Annotated in this window: 11 protein-coding genes, 1 tRNA gene and 1 pseudogene; 7 read left to right on the top strand and 6 right to left on the bottom strand. The window is 66.5% G+C overall.

What is annotated here, in order from left to right; translation table 11 throughout:
* Nucleotides 1-19: 19 nt before the first annotated feature.
* Both aceE and BX604_RS39965 read right to left on the bottom strand, forming a co-directional pair.
* A complete protein-coding gene (aceE, locus tag BX604_RS33710) occupies nt 20-2,716 on the bottom strand; it encodes a pyruvate dehydrogenase (acetyl-transferring), homodimeric type (protein ID WP_098556537.1) in 2,697 nt (898 codons plus the stop codon).
* A gap of 135 nt (nt 2,717-2,851) precedes the next feature.
* Nucleotides 2,852-3,069, bottom strand: a pseudogene (locus tag BX604_RS39965) (hypothetical protein); the annotation flags it as partial.
* On the opposite strand from BX604_RS39965, the gene fixL reads away from it, so the two are divergent.
* The 4 genes from fixL to BX604_RS33685 all read left to right on the top strand — a co-directional run bounded on the left by fixL (nt 2,989) and on the right by BX604_RS33685 (nt 9,579).
* The gene (gene fixL, locus BX604_RS33700; protein WP_098555492.1) at nt 2,989-5,505 is read left to right on the top strand and encodes an oxygen sensor histidine kinase FixL; all 2,517 of its coding nucleotides are present in this window, start codon (nt 2,989-2,991) and stop codon (nt 5,503-5,505) included. The pseudogene BX604_RS39965 and the gene fixL overlap by 81 nt on opposite strands.
* Nucleotides 5,502-6,140, top strand: coding sequence for an oxygen response regulator transcription factor FixJ (fixJ, locus tag BX604_RS33695; RefSeq protein ID WP_006493245.1), 639 nt, complete (start codon nt 5,502-5,504; stop codon nt 6,138-6,140). Before fixL ends, fixJ begins: the two co-directional genes overlap by 4 nt.
* Before the next feature lie 236 nt (nt 6,141-6,376).
* Nucleotides 6,377-7,234, top strand: a complete 858-nt coding sequence (gene folD / locus BX604_RS33690; protein WP_098555489.1) for a bifunctional methylenetetrahydrofolate dehydrogenase/methenyltetrahydrofolate cyclohydrolase FolD — start codon at nt 6,377-6,379, stop codon at nt 7,232-7,234.
* A 257-nt stretch (nt 7,235-7,491) separates the two neighbouring features.
* Nucleotides 7,492-9,579: a M3 family metallopeptidase gene (locus BX604_RS33685; RefSeq protein WP_098555486.1), complete on the top strand. Its 2,088-nt coding sequence runs from the start codon at nt 7,492-7,494 to the stop codon at nt 9,577-9,579.
* 63 nt (nt 9,580-9,642) lie between these two features.
* Here the strand turns inward: BX604_RS33685 and dinB are convergent, their stop codons facing one another.
* Nucleotides 9,643-10,836, bottom strand: a complete 1,194-nt coding sequence (gene dinB, locus BX604_RS33680) for a DNA polymerase IV (RefSeq protein WP_098555483.1) — start codon at nt 10,834-10,836, stop codon at nt 9,643-9,645.
* A gap of 188 nt (nt 10,837-11,024) precedes the next feature.
* Here dinB and BX604_RS33675 point away from each other — a divergent pair, with 188 nt between their 5' ends.
* Nucleotides 11,025-11,717, top strand: coding sequence for an aspartate/glutamate racemase family protein (locus BX604_RS33675; protein ID WP_098555480.1), 693 nt, complete (start codon nt 11,025-11,027; stop codon nt 11,715-11,717).
* Between the two features lie 327 nt (nt 11,718-12,044).
* The gene (locus BX604_RS33670; protein WP_098555477.1) at nt 12,045-12,848 is read left to right on the top strand and encodes a DUF3472 domain-containing protein; all 804 of its coding nucleotides are present in this window, start codon (nt 12,045-12,047) and stop codon (nt 12,846-12,848) included.
* Nucleotides 12,849-12,944: 96 nt separating this feature from the next.
* Here BX604_RS33670 and BX604_RS33665 read toward each other — a convergent pair.
* Nucleotides 12,945-13,021: transfer RNA gene (locus BX604_RS33665), tRNA-Met, on the bottom strand.
* 183 nt (nt 13,022-13,204) lie between these two features.
* On the opposite strand from BX604_RS33665, the gene xth reads away from it, so the two are divergent.
* A complete protein-coding gene (gene xth, locus BX604_RS33660; protein WP_098555474.1) occupies nt 13,205-13,981 on the top strand; it encodes an exodeoxyribonuclease III in 777 nt (258 codons plus the stop codon).
* 25 nt (nt 13,982-14,006) lie between these two features.
* Here xth and BX604_RS33655 read toward each other — a convergent pair whose 3' ends face one another.
* Complete coding sequence (locus tag BX604_RS33655) at nt 14,007-16,133, bottom strand: prolyl oligopeptidase family serine peptidase (RefSeq protein ID WP_098555471.1); 2,127 nt, start codon at nt 16,131-16,133, stop codon at nt 14,007-14,009.
* 80 nt (nt 16,134-16,213) lie between these two features.
* The gene (ntrC, locus tag BX604_RS33650) at nt 16,214-17,734 is read right to left on the bottom strand and encodes a nitrogen regulation protein NR(I) (protein WP_098555469.1); all 1,521 of its coding nucleotides are present in this window, start codon (nt 17,732-17,734) and stop codon (nt 16,214-16,216) included.
* Nucleotides 17,735-17,767 lie beyond the last annotated feature (33 nt).

Genomic DNA, 17,767 nt, shown 5'->3' with positions numbered 1-17,767 from the left:
GTCACACGGCGCGTGTGCGTTAAACGGTCATCGGGTTGGGCTTCGACGGATCGAGGTTGTACTTGGCGATCGCTTCCGCGACCACCTTGCGCTCGATCGTGCCTTCGTCGGCCAGCGCGTTCAGCGCGGCGACAGTGACCCAGTGACGGTCGACTTCGAAGAAGTGACGCAGCTTCTCGCGGGTGTCCGAACGACCGAAGCCGTCCGTGCCCAGCACGACGAAGCGGCGGTCGATCTGACCACGGATCTGGTCGACCAGCGCACGTACGTAGTCGGTCGACGCGATGACCGGACCTTGCGTGTCCTTCAGGCACGTCTGCACGTGCGACAGGCGACGCTCTTCGGTCGGATGGAGCAGGTTCCAGCGCTCGATTTCGTGACCTTCACGCGCGAGTTCGGTGAAGCTCGGCACGCTCCACAGGTCGGCCGCGACGCCCCAGTCGTTCTTCAGCAGGTCGGCGGCAGCGATCACTTCGTTGAAGATCGTGCCTGCGCCCAGCAGTTGAACGCGCGGCGCCTTCTTGTCGGCGTCGGCCTTCTTGAACGCGTACATGCCCTTGATGATGTCGGCCGCCACGTGCTCGCCCTGCGGAATCGCCGGGTGCTCGTAGTTCTCGTTCATCACCGTGACGTAGTAGTACACGTCTTCCTGGTCCTGCACCATGCGGCGCAGACCGTCCTGGATGATCACGGCGAGTTCGTAGCCGAACGTCGGGTCGTAGCTCACGCAGTTCGGCACCGATGCCGCCCACAGGAGCGAGTGACCGTCTTCGTGCTGCAGGCCTTCGCCGTTCAGCGTCGTGCGGCCTGCGGTGCCGCCGAGCAGGAAGCCGCGCGAGCGCATGTCGCCCGCCGCCCATGCCAGGTCGCCGATCCGCTGGAAGCCGAACATCGAGTAGAAGATGTAGAACGGCACCATGATCTCGCCGTGCGTCGAATACGACGTCGCCGCCGCGATCCAGTCGCACATGCCGCCCGCTTCGTTGATGCCTTCCTGCAGGATCTGGCCGGTCTGCGATTCCTTGTAGAACATCAGCTGGTCGGAATCTTCCGGCACGTACTTCTGGCCTTCCTGGTTCCAGATACCGATCTGGCGGAACAGGCCTTCCATGCCGAACGTACGCGATTCGTCCGGGACGATCGGCACGACGCGCTTGCCGAGTGCCTTGTCCTTCAGCAGGATGTTCAGGATCCGCACGAACGCCATCGTCGTCGAGATCTCGCGGCCTTCGCCCGTGCCCTTCAGCAGCGGCTCGAACGCGTCGAGCGCCGGCACCGGCAGCGACGTCGCCTTCTCGCGGCGATGCGGCAGGTAGCCGCCGAGGTCCATGCGCTTCTGGCGCATGTATTCGAGTTCCTTCGAACCTTCCTCGAACTTCAGGTACGGCACGTCGGCGATCTGCTCGTCGGTGATCGGCAGACGGAACTGGTCACGGAACTTCTTCAGTTGCTCGACCGGCAGCTTCTTCTGCTGGTGCGTGATGTTCATCGCCTGGCCCGACTCGCCCATCCCGTAGCCCTTGATGGTCTTCGCGAGGATGACGGTCGGCGCGCCCTTCGTGTGGGTCGCTTCGTGGAATGCAGCGTAGATCTTGTGCGGATCGTGGCCGCCACGGTTCAGCGCCCAGATGTCGTCGTCGGACCAGTCGGCGACCAGCGCCTTCAGTTCAGGCGTATTGAAGAAGTGTTCGCGAACGAACGCGCCCGACTCCGACTTGTACGTCTGGTATTCGCCGTCGACGGCTTCCATCATGCGGCGCATCAGCGCGCCCGACTTGTCGCGGGCGAGCAGCGCATCCCAGCGGCTGCCCCAGATGACCTTGATCACGTTCCAGCCGGCACCGCGGAATTCCGATTCCAGTTCCTGGATGATCTTGCCGTTGCCGCGCACCGGACCGTCGAGACGCTGCAGGTTGCAGTTGATCACGAACACGAGGTTGTCGAGCTTCTCGCGGCTGGCCATGCCGATCGCGCCAAGCGATTCCGGCTCGTCCGTCTCGCCGTCGCCGAGGAACGCCCAGACCTTGCGGCCTTCCGTCTTCGCGATGCCGCGCGACTCCAGGTACTTCATGAAACGTGCCTGGTAGATCGCCATGATCGGGCCGAGACCCATCGACACGGTCGGGAACTGCCAGAAATCCGGCATCAGCCACGGGTGCGGGTACGACGAAATGCCCTTGCCGTCGACTTCCTGACGGAAGTTGTCGAGCTGCTCTTCCTTCAGGCGGCCGAGCAGGAACGCGCGGGAATACACGCCCGGCGACGAGTGGCCCTGCACGAACACGAGGTCACCGCCGTGCTGGTCGGACGCTGCGTGCCAGAAGTGGTTGTAGCCGACGTCGTAGAGCGTCGCGGCCGACGCGAACGACGCGATGTGGCCGCCGACGTTCGTGTCCTTGCCTGCGCGCAGCACCATCGCCAGCGCGTTCCAGCGCGTGTACGAACGGATGCGGTGCTCGACGTCCTGGTCGCCCGGGATCTTCGCCTGACCTGCGACCGGAATCGTGTTGATGTAGGGGGTATTGGCGGAGAACGGCAGGTGTTCGCCGTGCATGCGGGCGAATTCGATCTGCTTTTCAATCAGGTAATGCGCACGACCGGTGCCCACGGAGGAGATTACACCGTCGAGCGACTCGAGCCATTCAACGGTTTCTTGCGGGTCGTCGTCACGTTCTGCGGCGACATACTTCATCACTTCGTTCGGTACAGCGGACATTCTCGTCTCCTGGGTCCTGGAATGTGAGGATCGCTCTGATGCAGACGACGCGACGCGGCCGGCTGCGGGCAAGCTCCGACGGATTGTAATGAGCGTGTACGGCTCGGGCAACAAAATTTTCGAATTATGAGATCTTTTCTCGTAATGCGGAATATTGCTGCGCTGCACCCTTGTTTCGGGCGTCTCCGGCACGCGCCATTCGGACAAATCCGTTTCCGTTCAACATATCCGGTATAGGTTTTCCATGTATTGCGCTGCGCTACAATCCTGCCATGTTGACCGATCGGCTTTTCGCACGCTCGGCGCGACCGTCGGGCCCGCCGGCGGAGTCGCAGCCGTCCCGCTGGCACCACGGACCGTGGTGGTCCAATTCCTATTTGCTGACCCCGCTGCTGTCGATCCTCGTGTTCCTCGTGGTGATGAGCCTCATCCTGTGGAGCCTCAATCGCCGTGAGCAGCAACAGCAGGAAGACACCCTGTTCCGTAACGTCGCGTGGGCGCAGCAGCAGATCCGCCTGTCGATGACGGGCGCACAGGAACAACTGCAAGCGCTGTCGCGTGATCTCGCCGCCGGCCGCCTCGACCAGAACGCGTTCCAGATGGCCGTCGCGGACGTGATGCAGACGCATCCGGAAATCCTCTACCTGAACTGGTATACGTCGCCCGGCGTGCAGCGCTGGCCGACCGTGCACCCGCCGCTACTCGGCCAGCGGCTCGCGAAGCCCGGCGACGCACAGATGCAGGACGCCGTGCGCGGCGCGTACGACGAAGCGCGCAGCACGCGCCGCCAGGCCTATTCGCCGCTGATCTACGACGACTTCGGCAACGGCTACATCACGCTGCAGACGCCCGTGATGCGCGGCGACCGCGAATATCTCGGCTCGATCGCCGCCGTGTTCTCGGTCGAGGGGATCCTGAAGCACGACATCCCGCAAGAGCTGTCGTCGAAGTACAAGATCTCGATCACCGACTCGAACAACCGCGAACTATCGTCGACATCGACGCGCCCGCGCCTGCCGCGCGACTCCCATTACGACCTGCCGCTCGACCCGCCCGGCCAGGGGCTGACCGTGCGCGTGTACGCGTTCCCGCAGCTCACGAACCTGACCAACAACACGCTCGTGTGGCTCGTCGCCGGTCTGTCGTGCTTCGTGCTGTGGAGCCTCTGGAGCCTGTGGAAGCACACGCGCCAGCGCTTCGAGGCACAGCAGGCGCTTTACGCGGAAGCCTTCTTCCGCCGCGCGATGGAAAACTCGGTGCTGATCGGCATGCGCGTGCTCGACATGCACGGCCGCATCACGCACGTGAACCCCGCGTTCTGCCGGATGACGGGCTGGGACGAAACCGACCTCGTCGGCAAGGTCGCGCCGTTCCCGTACTGGCCGCGCGACGCGTATCCGGAAATGCAGCGCCAGCTCGACATGACGCTGCGCGGCAAGGCGCCCAGCTCGGGCTTCGAGCTGCGCGTGCGGCGCAAGAACGGCACGCTGTTCCATGCACGCCTGTACGTGTCGCCGCTGATCGACAGCTCGGGCCGCCAGACGGGCTGGATGTCGTCGATGACCGACATCACCGAGCCGAAGCGTGCGCGCGAGGAACTCGCGGCCGCGCACGAGCGCTTCACGACCGTGCTCGAAAGCCTCGACGCCGCGGTGTCGGTGCTCGCTGCCGACGAAGCCGAGCTGCTGTTCGCGAACCGCTACTACCGCCACCTGTTCGGGATCCGCCCGGACGGTCACCTCGAACTGTCGGGCGGCGGTTTCGACCGCGCTCAGGCGTCGTCGGACTCGATCGACATGGTCGACGCGTTCGCGGGCCTGCCGGCGGCTGCGCTGACGAGCAGCACGGCCGACGCGCAGGAGGTGTATGTCGAGAGCATCCAGAAGTGGTTCGAGGTGCGCCGCCAGTACATCCAGTGGGTGGACGGCCACCTCGCGCAGATGCAGATCGCGACCGACATCACGACCCGCAAGAAGGCGCAGGAACTCGCGCACCAGCAGGAAGAGAAGCTGCAGTTCACGAGCCGATTGATGACGATGGGCGAAATGGCGTCGTCGATTGCGCACGAACTGAACCAGCCGCTCGCCGCGATCAACAACTACTGCTCGGGCACGCTCGCGCTCGTGAAGAGCGGCCGCGGCACGCCCGAAACCTTGCAGCCCGCGCTGGAGAAGACCGCGCAGCAGGCGCTGCGCGCGGGGATGATCGTCAAGCGGATCCGCGAATTCGTGAAGCGCAGCGAGCCGAAGCGCCAGCCGGCGCGCGTCGCGGACATCGTCGCCGACGCGGTCGGGCTCGCCGAAATCGAGGCCAGGAAGCGCAGGATCCGGATCGTCACGGAAATCCTCGCAAGAATGCCTATTATTTATGTCGACCCCGTGCTGATCGAGCAGGTGCTGATGAACCTGATGAAGAACGCGGCCGAAGCGATGGCCGACGTGAAGCCGGCGTCGGCGGACGGGATGATCCGCGTCGTCGCCGACATCGATGCGGGGTTCGTCGACATCCGCGTGATCGACCAGGGCCCGGGTGTCGACGAAGCGACAGCCGAACGCCTGTTCGAACCGTTTTACAGCACCAAGTCCGATGGCATGGGCATGGGGCTGAACATCTGCCGTTCGATCATCGAATCGCATCGGGGGCGTCTGTGGGTGGTCAACAATGTCGAACCGGACGGCCGCATTTCCGGCGCGACATTCCACTGCAGCTTGCCCATTGGGGAACCCGCTGATCTCGGCCAAGGGGGGCGCGAGGCATCGGCATCACATACCGTTACGGGAGAACTATGAATAGCCCTGTCACCACCACTCAGGAAACTGTCTTCGTCGTCGACGACGACGAAGCCGTACGGGACTCGCTGCGCTGGCTGCTGGAGGCGAACGGCTATCGCGTGCAATGCTTCTCGAGCGCCGAGCAGTTTCTCGATGCCTATCAGCCGGCGCAGCAGGCCGGCCAGATCGCATGCCTGATCCTCGACGTGCGGATGTCGGGCATGAGCGGCCTCGAACTGCAGGAGCGCCTGATCGCCGACAACGCCGCGCTGCCGATCATCTTCGTCACGGGCCACGGCGACGTGCCGATGGCGGTGTCGACGATGAAAAAGGGTGCGATGGACTTTATCGAGAAACCGTTCGACGAGGCCGAGCTGCGCAAGCTCGTCGAGCGGATGCTCGACAAGGCCCGAAGCGAAAGCAAGAGCGTCCAGGAACAACGCGCCGCCAGCGAACGCCTGTCGAAGCTGACCGCACGCGAACAGCAGGTGCTCGAGCGCATCATCGCGGGCCGCCTGAACAAGCAGATCGCCGACGATCTCGGGATCAGCATCAAGACGGTCGAAGCGCACCGCGCGAACATCATGGAAAAGCTCAACGTCAACACGGTCGCCGATCTGCTGCGCCTCGCGCTGTCCAAGAAGCAGGCCTGAACGTTGCTCGCGGCCGCGGGGCGCCTGCCCGGCCGGCCGCACCACCGCGCCGCGCGATGCGGCCCACTCGCGCGGTGCTTCCCCGCTTTCTTCGCGGCACGTCTCGCACCACCGCCATGACGCTTTCCTTGTCTTCGCTGTCGGGCGACGGCAAGCGAACGGTATAATTGCGTGCTTTGCTGCGGCGTTTCGCGCGCCGCACGCCCGCATTCCAACTTCCCGGCAGGACCACCACCATGACAGCCCTCCTCATCGACGGCAACGCCCTATCGAAGACCTTGCGCGCGCAGGCCGCCGAACGCGCCGCCGCCCTGACCGCCCGCGGCCACCAGCCCGGCCTCGCGGTCGTCCTCGTCGGCGCCAATCCGGCGAGCGAAGTCTACGTGCGCAACAAGATCAAGGCGTGCGAGGACAACGGCTTCTTCTCGCACAAGGACACGTACCCGGAGACGCTGTCGGAAGCCGACCTGCTCGCGCGCATCGATGCGCTGAACCGCGATCCGAAGATCCACGGCATCCTGGTCCAACTGCCGCTGCCTGCGCATATCGACAGCCACAAGGTGATCGAGGCGATCGCACCGGAGAAGGACGTCGACGGTTTCCACGTCGCGAATGCCGGCGCGCTGATGACCGGCAAGCCGCTGTTCCGCCCGTGCACGCCGTACGGCGTGATGAAGATGTTCGAAGCGCACGGCATCGCGCTGCAGGGCGCGAACGCGGTCGTGATCGGCCGCTCGAACATCGTCGGCAAGCCGATGGCGATGCTGCTGCTCGAAGCCGGCGCGACCGTGACGATCTGCCATAGCAAGACGCGCGACCTCGCCGCGCACACGCGCCAGGCCGACATCGTGGTTGCCGCGGTCGGCAAGCGCAACATCCTGACGGCCGACATGGTGAAGCCGGGCGCGACGGTGATCGACGTCGGCATGAACCGCGACGACGCGGGCAAGCTGTGCGGCGACGTCGACTTCGCCGGCGTGAAGGAAGTCGCAGGCCACATCACGCCGGTGCCGGGCGGCGTCGGCCCGATGACCATCACGATGCTGCTGATCAACACGATCGAAGCCGCCGAGCGCGCCGCCGCGGCCGCCTGATCGTCCTGCCCCGCCCAGCCGGCGCGCATTCGTGCGCCGGCCTCCTGCCGGCCGCCGTCGCGGCCGCGTCATGACGCCGCATTCGCGGCCCGTATCCGACCCTTCCGCGCCCGCCATCGGCCCGCTCCCAATCGCGTCGTTAGAAACTAACGATTGGAAAGCGCACGATGCGCCCCAATAATGTCGGTATCGGGCGCCGCCGTATCGCGCCTCACCCTTTTCACCCCGGTTCATCCGGCAACAGACAGGGAGTCTTAATGTCCGCCAGCGCCAACACCAATCCGCTCCTCGATTTCTCCGGCCTGCCCCGCTTCGGCGAGATTCGCCCGGAACACGTGACGCCCGCACTCGACGCGCTGCTCGATGCCGCCAACCGCGCGGTCGACACCGCGAGCGCGCCCGCGACGCCGGCGACCTGGGCCGATATCGTCGAAACGGTCGAGCAGGCGACGGAGCCGCTCGGACGCGCATGGGGCATCATCGGCCACCTGAACGCAGTCGCCGATACGCCGGAGCTGCGCGCCGCCTACGGCGAGAACCTGCCGCGTGTGACCGAATTCTGGTCGAGCGTCGGCCAGAACCTCGCGCTGTACGAGAAGTACAAGGCGATCGCCGCGAGCGCCGAATATGCGACGCTGTCCGGCGAGCGCAAGAAGATCCTCGACAACGCATTGCGCGATTTCCGCCTGTCGGGCGCCGAGCTGCCCGAAGACCAGAAGCCGCGCTTCGCCGAATTGCAGGAACAGCAGGCCGCGCTGTCGAAGGCGTTCTCCGATCACGTGCTCGACGCAACCAACGCATACGCGTATTTCGCGCAGGACGAGGCCGAGCTGGCCGGCCTGCCGGGCGACGCGATCGAAGCCGCGCGTGAAGCCGCGCAGAAGGAAGGCAAGGAAGGCTGGAAATTCACGCTGCACTTCCCGTCCTACTTCCCGGTGCTGCAGTACGCCGAGAACCGCGCGATGCGCGAGACGCTGTACCGCGCGTATGCGACCCGTGCGTCGGAGCTCGGGCCGCAGTACGGCGGCGGCAAGACCGAGTGGGACAACACGGCGATCGTCGCCGATGAGCTGAAGCTGCGCCGCGAAGAAGCGCAGATGCTCGGCTACCGCAACTTCGCCGAAGTGTCGCTCGCGCCGAAAATGGCCGAATCGCCGCAGCAGGTGGTTGCGTTCCTCGAGGATCTGGCAACGCGCGCGCGTCCGCATGCGGACAAGGACTGGGACGAGCTGCGCGCGTTCGCCGCGAAGGAACTCGGGCTGACCGAACTCGCGCCGTGGGACGTCGCGTTCGCGGCCGAACGGCTGCGCCAGCAGCGCTACGCGTTCTCGGAAAACGAGGTCAAGCAGTACTTCCCGGAACCGGCCGTACTGAAGGGTCTGTTCAACGTCACCGAAACGCTGTTCGGCGTGCGGATCAAACCGGACGACACGCCGGTATGGCACAAGGACGTGCGCTTTTTCCGCGTCGAGAACCGTGACGGCTCGCTCGTCGCGCAGTTCTATCTCGACCTGTACGCACGCGAAGGCAAGCGCGGCGGTGCGTGGATGGACGACGCACGAGCACGCGCGAAGCGCGGCAGCGCCGTGCAGACGCCGGTCGCGTACCTGACCTGCAACTTCTCGGCGCCGGTCGGCGGCAAGCCCGCGTGCTTCACGCACGACGAAGTCATCACGCTGTTCCATGAATTCGGCCACGGGCTGCATCACATGCTCACGCGCGTCGACGAGCTCGGCGTGTCGGGCATCAACGGCGTCGAATGGGACGCGGTCGAGTTGCCGTCGCAGTTCATGGAAAACTTCTGCTGGGAATGGGACGTGCTGTCGTCGATGTCGTCGCACATCGACACGGGCGCCTCGCTGCCGCGCGCGCTGTTCGACAAGATGATCGCCGCGAAAAACTTCCAGAGCGGGCTCGGCACGCTGCGCCAGATCGTGTTCTCGATGTTCGACATGCTGCTGCACGTCGACTTCGATCCGGCGGGCGCGACCGGCGTGAACGCGTTCGCGCGCGAGATCAACGAGCGCTACCACGTGATCCCGCAGGCGGCGTTCTCGCGCTGGCCGAACACGTTCAGCCACATCTTCGCGGGCGGCTATGCGGCCGGCTACTACAGCTACAAGTGGGCCGAAGTGCTGTCGGCCGACGCGTACGCCGCGTTCGAGGAAGCGGCCGCCGCCAGCGGCAGCGTGCTCGACGCGGAAACCGGCACGCGCTATCGCCGCGAAATCCTCGAGGTCGGCGGCAGCCGCCCGGCGATGGATTCGTTCAAGGCGTTCCGCGGCCGCGAGCCGGAAATCGACGCGCTGCTGCGTCACAACGGGATGACCGCGCCCGCACACTGAGCGCGCGCCCTGCCCGGTTCGCCGGGCGGATCGAAACAAGGCACCGCTTCGGCGGTGCCTTTTTCATGGGGCCGGTGTTTCGTCGCCGGCTTCGCTGGCCTCGTCGGCTTCGTCATCGAACAGCGAGAACTGCCCGTGGCGCTCGGCCGTGTCTTCATCAATGCGCACGCCGACGCCCAGCAGCCGCACGGCCTGCGCACGCCGCTGCAGCCCCTTCGCAAGCAGCGTGACGGCCGTCTGCGCGTTCGTCGCGTCGGCCACGCATTCGACCGTCGTGCGCTGGAAATCGGCGAAACGGATCTTCACGTACAGCTTGCGGATCGAGCGTGCCGCCCCTGCGCGCGCGATCCGCGCATCGAGCTGCACGACGAGACGGCGAATCTCGTCCGCGCACTGCTCGAGCGTCGTCAGGTCGGTCACGTAGGTCGTCTCGACGCTGACCGACTTGCGCTCCTGGTCGGCCTGCACCGGCCGCTCGTCGATCCCGCGTGCAAGCTGGTACAGCCGCCGGCCGAACGCACCGAACTCGCGATGCAGATCGATCAGCGACCAGTCGCGCAACTGCGCGCAGGTCTGGATGCCGAGCCGGTCGAGCCGGGTTGACGTCACCTGGCCGACACCGTGCAGCTTGCGCACCGGCAGCGCCGCGACGAACGCATCGACTTCGTGCGGACGCACGACGAACAGGCCGTCGGGCTTGTTCCAGTCGGACGCGATCTTCGCGATGAACTTGTTCGGCCCGACGCCGGCCGACACCGTCACGCCGACCGTGTCGTACACGCGCTGGCGGATCTCCCGCGCAATCAGCGTCGCGCTGCCCTGGCACAGCCCGGAACCGCTGACGTCGAGGTACGCCTCGTCGAGCGACAACGGCTCGACGTCGTGCGTGTAGTCGCGATAGATCGCCATGATCTGCCGCGACGCCGTGCGGTACTTGTCCATCGCGGACGGCAGGATCAGCAGATCCGGACACTTGCGCATCGCAAGCGCCGACGACATCGCCGAATGCACGCCGTAACGCCGCGCCTCGTAGTTGCAGGTCGCGATCACGCCGCGCTGATCGGGCCGGCCGCCGACCGCGAGCGGCCGGTTGCGCAGCGACGGGTCGTCGCGCATCTCCACCGATGCGTAAAAACAGTCGCAATCGCAGTGGATGATCTTGCGCACGCGCGGTGGCACGTCGCCGGGTGGCGGCGCGAGCGGATCGGCGGGCGGGATGGAGGTGGGATTCACGGTGCCGATACTGTACAAAAACACAGTGCCGGTTTCAACTGTCGCGTGCTGCCGCCGACAGCCCTTCTCGGCCTGGCCCGGTCCGCCCGACTCCGACCGGCGGCCACGACCGCTCGCACCGTACCGGTCCGCTTCGCGCCGATCGTACCGCCGCGCGCACGAGCCGGCCCCTATACTCGTCTGCCACGACATACGAAACGCACAGGTGACGGATGAAGACGATCGGACTGATCGGCGGGATGAGCTGGGAATCGTCGGCCGAGTATTACCGGATGATCAATCGCCACTCGAAGGCGCTGCACGGCGGCCATCACAACGCGAAGAGCGTGCTGGTCACGGTCGATTTCGCCGAGATCGAAGCGCTGCAGCGCACGCAGGACTGGCCGGCACTCGGCGAACGGATGGCCGATGCGGCGCGCCAGCTCGAAGCGGCCGGCGCCGATCTCATCGTGCTGGCGACCAACACGATGCATCGCGTGCACGACGCGATCGAGGCCGCAGTCGCGCTGCCGTTCCTGCACATCGCCGATCCGACTGGCGCCGCGCTGCGCGCCGCTGGCGTCGAGCGCGTCGCGCTGCTCGGCACGCGCTATACGATGGAATTGCCGTTCTACGCGGAGCGCTTGCGCGATAAATTCGGGCTCGAGGTGCTCGTACCTGACGAAACCGCCCGCGGCGACGTGCACCGGATCATCTACGACGAGCTGTGTCACGGCGTGATCGATGCGGAATCGCGCGCGCGCTATGTGACGATCATCGACGCACTGGCGAAGCGCGGCGCGCAGGCCGTGATTCTCGGCTGCACGGAAATCACGCTGCTGATCGGCGCGGACGACTCGCCGCTGCCGGTGTTCGATACGACCGCGCTGCACGCGCAGGCGGCGGTCGAGTGGGCGGCGGCCTGAACGACGCGCGTCGTCGCGCCACGTAACGGTCGGGCACGGATGCACGCGTCAGCCACTACCGCGCGATGCAGCGGCCGCATTATTCCGTGGAACGAAAATAACTATCCCGGGCGGCCCGCTCCCCCCGTTCCCGATTTCCCGCTCTCGCCCGCCGCACCGCACTGCAGCGGACGACGGCCCGCGCATCGCGCGCTGGCGTCATACGGCCCAACGACACCACTGGTTATCCATTGGTCATCAAGTGACCGCACATTGGTATGCGAGCGGCGGCGCTGCGATCGACGCCGCTCGTCTCGGTCTCTTTTTCGCCAAGTGGGGAACAGGAACATGAAAAAGCTCAGCTCCGCGATCGGTGCGTTGCTCGCCGTGTCGACCATGCTCAACGCGCACGCCGATCCCAACATCGCCGCGTCGGCCACGACGACACCGAAAGGCGGTTTCGACCGCATGGCATGGGACATCACGCCCGAAGTCGTTCCGGGCAACGTCAACGCCAGTTACTACTGGGCCAACGAGTTGTCGTCCGAGCATGGCGGGCACGCGATCTACACCGGCATCCAGCCCCGCACCCCGGGCAGCAACCTCGTTATCTTCAGTGCATTCGGCACCGGTACGACGCCGCTGTCCGCGCATTGCCGCGGCGGCGCCGACGGCGGCGCGGGAACGTCGTGCTCGATCGCGTACGCGTGGAAACCGGGTCGCGCATACCGGCTGCAGATCACGCACACGCAGGCCGATCGCAGCGACGGGCGCTCGACCGTCGAAGGCTTCATCACGGACGTCGCCACCGGCATCACGACGCCGACCGGCAGCATCGCGGTGCCGGCGGACTGGGGCGGACTGTCGAGCTCGGCTTACCTGTTCGACGAGTACTTTCCGTTCAACGGCGCGTCGAAGGATCCGCTGCAGCGGCCGTGCGTGCCGTATGCACGCTACACGACGTCGCTGCCGCATTTCTATCTGAAGAGTGTGGACTACCCGACGACCGAACAGTCGATCCGGGTGAATACCGGCAAGGACAAGTGCGCGGTGCTGGCCGGTGCGCCGAACGCGCGGGCCACGCTCGTCAACACGACGACTTATCTGCTCGAGAACGGCTTCCTGCCTGGAAGCCCGGGCGCGCCGAAATGAGATTCGCGCGCTGAAAACAAAAAACCCGGCACGGAGCCGGGTTCTTGTCGACGAAGCGCGCATCGGTCACTTGCGCTGCACATCGTCTGGTGTGCTTGGTTGCGGGGGTAGGATTTGAACCTACGACCTTCGGGTTATGAGCCCGACGAGCTGCCAGACTGCTCCACCCCGCGTCAGAGAAATAAATTATAGGGTGAGGGAGTACTCACGTCAACACTTTTGTCACAATTCCTTTACATGCCGCCGACGTCGCGACGGGTGGCGGCTGCGGCGCATCGCGTGTCGCGCACGTTCGCGCCCCGCGCTCGCGGTAAGATGGCGGCCTTCGCATTCACCCCGCACGCCCTCCCCCGTTCATGAAAATTGCCACCTGGAACGTCAATTCGCTCAATGTCCGCAAGCAGCACGTGCTCGACTGGCTCGCACAAAGCGGAACCGACGTGCTGTGCCTGCAGGAACTGAAGCTGCCGGACGAGAAATACCCGCGCGCCGACATCGAGGCCGCCGGCTACCGCAGCTGGTTCACGGGTCAGAAGACCTACAACGGCGTCGCGATCCTCGTGCGCGACACGCTCGCCGTCGACGAATCGGACGTCGTGCGCAACATCCCCGGTTTCGAGGACCCGCAGCAGCGGGTCGTGGCGGTGACGGTCGACGGCGTGCGCATCGTGTCCGCGTATTTCCCGAACGGCCAGGCGCCCGACTCCGACAAGTTCGTCTACAAGATGCAGTGGCTCGACGCGCTGCAGGCGTGGCTGAGCACCGAGATGCAGCGCTATCCGAAACTCGCGCTGCTCGGCGACTTCAACATCGCCCCTGAAGATCGCGACGTGCACGACCCGTCGAAATGGGAAGGCCAGAACCTCGTGTCGCCGCAGGAGCGCGCACACTTCGCGAAGCTGATCGAGCGCGGCTTCGTCGATGCGTTCCGCCGCTTCGAGCAGCCCGAGAAGACCTTCACGTGGTGGGACTACCGGATGTTCGCGTTCCGCCGCAACGCGGGGCTGCGCATCGACCACATCCTGCTGTCGCCGGCGCTCGCCGAAACCTGCACGTCGTGCGAGGTCGACCGCGTGCCGCGCACGTGGGAACAGCCGTCCGACCACACGCCCGTCGTCGCGGTCGTCGGCTAAGCGCCCTACCCGCTCGCGCCCGCGCTCAATCGCGCCCGGGCGCGGGCCCGAGATGGGCCCACAGGAAACCGAATTCCGCCGCATCGGATTCGGCTCGCTCCAGATCGTCGGCGCTGCCGTGGCCGCCGTCGGTGTTCTCCCAGTACCAGACCCGTTCGTGACCCAGTGCGTGCATGCGCGCGGCCATCTTGCGCGCATGCGCGGGATGCACGCGATCGTCGCGCGTGGACGTCGTGAGCAGCAGCGGCGGATACACGACGCCTTCGCTCACGCGGTGATACGGCGAATACGCGGCGAGCGCCGCGCCTTCGCGCGGATCGTCCGGATCGCCGTACTCGTCGAGCCACGCGGCACCCGCGTGCAGTTTCGGGTAACGCCGCATGTCGAGCAGCGGCACGCGGCACAGCACCGCGCCGAACAGCTCCGGACGCTGCACCATGCATGCGCCGACCAGCAGGCCGCCGTTGCTGCCGCCTTCGATCCCGAGCTGCGCGGCCGTCGTTATGCCGGTGCGGATCAGATCCTCGGCTACCGCGATGAAATCGTCGAACGAACGCTGGCGGTTTTCGCGCTGCGCGTCGACGTGCCAGCCCGGCCCGAATTCGCCGCCGCCGCGAATGTGTGCGAACGCGGCGACGCCGCCCCGCTCGAGCCACGCGATGCCCAATGCATCGCTGTAGCCCGGCAGATTCGGAATCGCGAAACCGCCATAGCCGGACAGCAGGCACGGCCGCGCGACGCGACGCGTGCCGTCGGGGCGATCCGGGGCATCGAGCGCATCCAGCGCGTCACGCGGCCCGATCAGCGTGTACGGGACGATCGTGCCGTCGCGCGAGCGCGCATTCGCGCGGCGCACGACGAGTCCGGCCGCATCGAAGCGCACCGGCGGACGGTCGAGCAGCACGCGGCGCGCCGGCGCATCGGCCGCCTGGTCGGCCAGATCGGCGAGCCAGCATTCGGGCGGATCGATGTAGGTGTCGACGTCCACGTACACGTCGTCGTTCAGCGTCGACTCGACCGGCTCGACATCAATCTGCGCGTCGCCCTGCCAGTCGAACGGCCGCGCGTCCCACGTCCACGCACCGTCGTCGCGCTGCGTCGGCTGCCACAGCATCGTGCGGTTGTGCACGTCGTCGAGCCAGCTCGCGATCAGCATGGTGCGCGTGTGCGTCCACGTGCACGCGGACGTCGACGGCCGGGGCTCGAACAGCGTCGTGAATTCGCGCGACCCGGCCAGGAACGCCGCTTCACGGATCGCGAGCAGCGAGCCGCCCGCGTGACGCACGCCGCCGCAGTCCCAGTCGAGCCGCGACTCCAGCATCAGCCAGCCTTCCCAGAAACCGATCTCGACGTGCGTCGGCACGTCGTAGCGCGCCCACTCGCCCGCGTCGGTCAGCCAATACCAATATGTATCGAAGAAATCCACGCTGCGCGACGCGATATGGTGGCCGTCGATCGGATCGAACCCCGCACCGGCGCTGATGTCGTCGGGTTCGCCGCGAAACACCACGGGCGCGTCGGCGAGCGGCGTGCCGCGCACCCAGCGGCGCGCTTCGTACGGGTAACCGGCCGCGGTCGCATGCGCTTCGCCGCGATCCCAGCTCACGTAGACGGTATCGCGGTCGATCCAGCCGACCGTGTGATGTCCCGGCTCGTCGATCGTGAAACCGCCGTCGACGAAACGGCGCTGCACGAGATCGAACTCGCGCACGACGACTGCGTCGGCGCCGCCCGGCGACAGCGACAGCAGTGCGCGGTCGCCGTCCGGATACAGGATCGCGTCCTGTTCGAACACCCACGACTCGCCCTCCTGCGCGCCGAGCGCATCGACGTCGAGCAGCGTTTCCCAGTCGGGCCGGCCGGCGCGCCAGTCGTCCCAGCGCGCGCGGCGCCACAGTCCTTTGGGATGGAGATCGTCCTGCCACAGGTCGTACGCCCAGTCGCGCCAGCGAGTCGGGATCACCGGGCGTTCGCGCGGCAGATACGCCTGCGCGAGTCGCGCGGCGAGCGCGCGATACGCATCGTCGTCGCGCAGCGCGACGCGTGTGCGCGCATTCTGCTCGTCGACCCACGCGCGGGCGCGCTTGCTGTCGAGCGCTTCGAGAAAACGGAACGGATCGGCCCCGGCGGGCCAGCGGAAGGAATCGGACATGACGGAGACGTACGTGACGGCAAACCGCGATTATGTCCGATCGCGGCATGCGCGAGGTCCGCGCATGCCGCGTGTGCTGCTTACGGCTCCAGGTGGAGTTCCTGGATCTTGCGCGTGATCGTGTTGCGACCGATGCCGAGCCGCTCCGCCGCCTCGACCTTGCGGCCGCGCGTGAAGTCGAGCGCCTCGCGGATCACGGCCGCCTCGAAGCGGCGCGCGAGTTCGTCCATCACGCCGCCCGAATTCTCGCGCAACAGCCGCGCGACTTCGGTACGCAGGCCGCTCTCCCAGATCGGATAGCCGGCCGGTACGCCGTTCGGTGCGGCCGCGACGGGCGCAGTCGTCAGCGGTGCTGCGCCGGGTAGCGGCTGCGCGCGCACCACGTCGCCGGCAGCGCTGCCGCCGTGCGTATCCGCGCCGTCGACCGTTGCGGCCACCGGTGCGCCGGCCGGCACGAGATCGGGCGGCAAGTCCTTGATCTCGACCGTCTGCGCGGGCGCCATCACGGTCAGCCAGTTCGCGAGGTTCTCGAGCTGCCGCACGTTGCCGGGAAACGCCAGCGACGTCAGGTACGCGAGCGCCTCGTCGGACACGCGCTTCGGCTCGACGCCGAGATCGCGCGCGCTCTTCTGCAGGAAATGGCGCGTGAGCAGCGCGATGTCCTCGCTGCGTTCGCGCAGCGCCGGCAACCGCAGCCGGATCACGTTGAGCCGGTGGTAGAGGTCCTCGCGGAACAGCCCCTGACGCACGCGCGCCTCGAGATTCTGGTGCGTCGCGGCGATCACCCGCACGTTCGCGCGCAGCGGGTTGTGGCCGCCGACACGATAGAACTGGCCGTCCGACAGCACGCGCAACAGGCGCGTCTGCAGGTCGAACGGCATGTCGCCGATTTCGTCGAGGAACAGCGTGCCGTTCTCGGCCTGCTCGAAGCGGCCCTGGCGCGTCGTCTGCGCGCCGGTGAACGCGCCGCGCTCATGGCCGAACAATTCGGATTCGAGCAGGTCCTTCGGAATCGCTGCGGTGTTCAGCGCGATGAACGGGCCGTTCGCACGCGGGCTGTGACGGTGCAGCGCACGCGCGACGAGCTCCTTGCCGGTGCCCGATTCGCCCGTGATCAGCACGGTCGCAGCCGAATGCGACAGGCGGCCGATCGCGCGGAACATGTCCTGCATCGCGGGCGCCTGGCCGAGCATCTCGGGCGCCTCGGCCACGCGCTCGTCCTGCGGCGCGCCGCCGCGCAGGCTTTCCTCGACCGCGCGGCGAATCAGCTCGACAGCCTTGTCGACGTCGAACGGCTTCGCGAGATATTCGAACGCGCCGCCCTGGAACGCCGCGACGGCGCTGTCGAGATCGGAGAACGCCGTCATGATGATGACGGGCAAACCCGGCAAGCGCTCGTGCATCGCCTGCAGCAACTCGAGGCCGGACCCGCCCGGCATCCGGATGTCGGACACGAGCACCTGCGGCGTCTCGTGATCGAGTGCGGCCAGCGCATCGCGCACGTTCGCGAAGCTCTTCGTCGCGAAGCTGTCCCGGGCGAGCGCTTTTTCGAGCACCCAGCGGATCGATTGGTCGTCGTCTACTATCCAGATCGGCTTCATAGGTCGGTCAGAGATTGGTGAATCCGGTGAATC

It is taken from the genome of Burkholderia sp. JKS000303 (assembly GCF_002563755.1).
Classification (GTDB): domain Bacteria; phylum Pseudomonadota; class Gammaproteobacteria; order Burkholderiales; family Burkholderiaceae; genus Burkholderia; species Burkholderia anthina_B.
The sequence above is the reverse complement of the archived record's forward strand: the minus strand, read 5'-3'. Positions and strand labels throughout refer to the sequence as shown.

Coding starts and splice junctions, on each gene's coding strand:
- aceE (WP_098556537.1), bottom strand. CDS start 2,716: ATGTCCGCTGTACCGAACGAAGTGATGAAGTATGTCGCCGCAGAACGT.
- fixL (WP_098555492.1), top strand. CDS start 2,989: ATGTTGACCGATCGGCTTTTCGCACGCTCGGCGCGACCGTCGGGCCCG.
- fixJ (WP_006493245.1), top strand. CDS start 5,502: ATGAATAGCCCTGTCACCACCACTCAGGAAACTGTCTTCGTCGTCGAC.
- folD (WP_098555489.1), top strand. CDS start 6,377: ATGACAGCCCTCCTCATCGACGGCAACGCCCTATCGAAGACCTTGCGC.
- BX604_RS33685 (WP_098555486.1), top strand. CDS start 7,492: ATGTCCGCCAGCGCCAACACCAATCCGCTCCTCGATTTCTCCGGCCTG.
- BX604_RS33675 (WP_098555480.1), top strand. CDS start 11,025: ATGAAGACGATCGGACTGATCGGCGGGATGAGCTGGGAATCGTCGGCC.
- BX604_RS33670 (WP_098555477.1), top strand. CDS start 12,045: ATGAAAAAGCTCAGCTCCGCGATCGGTGCGTTGCTCGCCGTGTCGACC.
- xth (WP_098555474.1), top strand. CDS start 13,205: ATGAAAATTGCCACCTGGAACGTCAATTCGCTCAATGTCCGCAAGCAG.
- BX604_RS33655 (WP_098555471.1), bottom strand. CDS start 16,133: ATGTCCGATTCCTTCCGCTGGCCCGCCGGGGCCGATCCGTTCCGTTTT.
- ntrC (WP_098555469.1), bottom strand. CDS start 17,734: ATGAAGCCGATCTGGATAGTAGACGACGACCAATCGATCCGCTGGGTG.